Raw genomic sequence first — 2,376 nt, forward strand, 5'->3', positions numbered from 1 at the left:
GCCTCCAGCACCACCCAGCCGCCCAGCGAGTGCCCCACCAGGTGCACGGGCCCGGTGCCGAGCTCGGCGCAGGCGCGCAGCAGCCGCCGCCCCAGCGCCGCCGGCCGCATCACCTCCAGGGGGTCCTCACCGTCCGGCAGGGGCGCCGCGCCGTGCCCGGGCAGGTCCACGCAGGCGGTGGCGAAGCGTTCGCCGAGGGTGGGGGCGACGAGGCCCCACACGCTGGCCGCGCTGCCCAGGCCGTGCACGAGCACGACGATGGGGGCGTCGCGGCCGTCCGCCCCGGGGTCGCGCCCGGCGCAGTGCACGGCCGTGCCCGCGAGCGCGTGCGGTCCGCCCCCCGCCCAGAGCCGGTGGCCCACCCGGTGCTCAGCCCACCTCGACGGGCTGCCCGCCGGTGAGGCGGAGCAGTTCCTCGTAGCGGGTGGGGAAGACGACGCCGGGGTGGCCGGCGGTGGCCCACACCACCGGCTGCGTGACCAGCGCGACGTCCACGAGCGTCGTCAGCGGCTCGGGGTGCCCCAGCGGTGCGACGCCGGTGGTGACGGCGCCGGTCCCGGCCAGGACGGGCACGGCACCGGCGACCTCCAGCGCGGGCACCCCGAGCACGTCGGCGATCTGCTCGGGGACGACGCGGTGGGCGCGGGAGGTGACGACCAGCACGCCGTCCGGTGCCTCGCCGTGGTGGCGTCCGCGGTGGCGGACGTGGTGGCGGTGGCGGCGGGCCCGCCGGGCGACGGCGTCGGGTGGGCGGGGCGGGACCAGCAGGACGCAGCCGGCCAGGGCGGCGGGCTCCACGCCGAGGTGGCGGGCGACCTCCTCGGGGGTGCGCACGTCGGCGGGCAGCACCCGCACCGACCCGGCGGCGCACAGCTGCTGCAGCGCGTCGGCGAGCGCCGCGACGGCCGGCTGCTCCAGCAGCCGCGAGGCGCGGGCGGTGCCGGTGGCTTCCGCGTCCACGTCCCGACACTAGGCGGTGCGCGGGCGCGGCGCAGATCACGGCGGCGCGTGCGGCGCCGCCCCCGGATCGCGCACGCCGCCGTGCGGGGGTATGACGGGAGCGCACCGTCGTGCGCCACGTGGTCCCGACGCCGTGCCGCCGTCCGCGAGGGGGTTCTCGTGCTCGCTCCCGTGCTCCGCACCACCCTGCTCGGCGCCGCCCGCAACGACGCCCTGCGCCGCGTCGTCACGACGTCGCCGGCCACCCGTCCCGTCGTCGCGCGCTTCGTGGCCGGGGAGGACCTGACCGCCGCCGTCCGCGCGGTCCGGGAGCTGGCGGGGGAGGGGCTGCGCGTCTGCCTCGACCACCTCGGGGAGGACACCACCTCCCCGGCGCAGGCCCGCGCCACCGTGGACGCCTACCGCGAGCTGTTCGCCCGGCTCGCCGCCGAGGGCCTCGCCGCCGGGGCGGAGGCGTCGGTGAAGCTCTCCGCGCTCGGGCAGGCGCTGCCCGGTGGGCGGCGGACGAGCACCGACCTCGCGGCCGAGCTCGTGGCCGCCGCGCACGAGGTGGGGGTGCTCGTCACGCTCGACATGGAGGGGTCGGGCACCGTCGACGCGACGCTGGGGACGCTGCGCGAGCTGCGCGCGCGGTTCCCCACCGTCGGCGGGGTGCTGCAGGCGATGCTGCGCCGCACCGAGGACGACTGCCGCGACCTCGCGCACCCGGGTTCCCGCGTCCGGCTCGTCAAGGGCGCCTACGCCGAGCCGGCGGCGCTCGCCCACCAGGACCGGGCGGAGGTGGACCGGGCGTACGTGCGCTGCCTGCGCGTCCTCGTCGAGGGCGGGGCGCACCCGATGGTCGCCACGCACGACCTGCGCCTGGTGCGCATCGCGCAGGACCTGCTGTCCCGCGCCGGCCGCGGCCCGGAGGGCTACGAGTTCCAGATGCTCTACGGCATCCGGACCGCCGAGCAGCGCGGGCTCGTCGCGCAGGGCGCACCGGTGCGGGTCTACGTGCCCTACGGCACCGACTGGTACGGCTACTTCGTCCGCCGCCTCGCGGAGCGGCCCGCGAACGTCGCGTTCTTCCTGCGCTCGCTGACCACCCGCTGAGCGCGCGCTCGCGCACGCCCGAACCCGGAGAACCCCCGAACCCCGACGTCCACGGAAGACACCCCGGAGGTCCCCGTGCAGTCCGCGACCCAGGTCCCCGCGCCGCGCAACGAGCCCGTCCACGACCACGCCCCGGGCAGCCCGGAGCGCGAGCGCCTGCAGCGGCGGCTGGCGGAGCTGGCCGGCCTCGACCTCGACCTGCCGCACACCATCGGCGGCCGGCAGGTCGGCGGGGCGGGCGAGCGGCGCCCGGTCGTCCAGCCGCACGCGCACGCCGAGCGGCTGGGGACCTGGGCCGAGGCCGCCGCCGAGGAGGCCGCC

3 protein-coding genes and 1 pseudogene are annotated in these 2,376 nt (G+C 78.8%); 2 read left to right on the forward strand and 2 right to left on the reverse strand.

All coding sequences use genetic code 11. From position 1 onward, the window contains the following. Positions 1-362, reverse strand: a 362-nt coding sequence (locus tag ABEB16_RS20555; RefSeq protein ID WP_345714050.1) for an alpha/beta fold hydrolase, incomplete at its 3' end; no start/stop codon positions are given. Positions 363-369: 7 nt separating this feature from the next. Then, positions 370-960, reverse strand: coding sequence for a YbaK/EbsC family protein (locus tag ABEB16_RS20560; RefSeq protein ID WP_345714051.1), 591 nt, complete (start codon positions 958-960; stop codon positions 370-372). 171 nt (positions 961-1,131) lie between these two features. Here ABEB16_RS20560 and ABEB16_RS20565 point away from each other — a divergent pair, with 171 nt between their 5' ends. Continuing rightward, positions 1,132-2,055 (forward strand): proline dehydrogenase family protein, encoded by a 924-nt coding sequence (locus ABEB16_RS20565; RefSeq protein ID WP_345714052.1) that lies wholly within the window; start codon positions 1,132-1,134, stop codon positions 2,053-2,055. Positions 2,056-2,130: 75 nt separating this feature from the next. Continuing rightward, positions 2,131-2,376, forward strand: a pseudogene (locus ABEB16_RS20570) (L-glutamate gamma-semialdehyde dehydrogenase); the annotation flags it as partial.

Origin of the sequence: Kineococcus glutinatus, assembly GCF_039542765.1 — a bacterium.
Lineage (GTDB): Bacteria > Actinomycetota > Actinomycetes > Actinomycetales > Kineococcaceae > Kineococcus_A > Kineococcus_A glutinatus.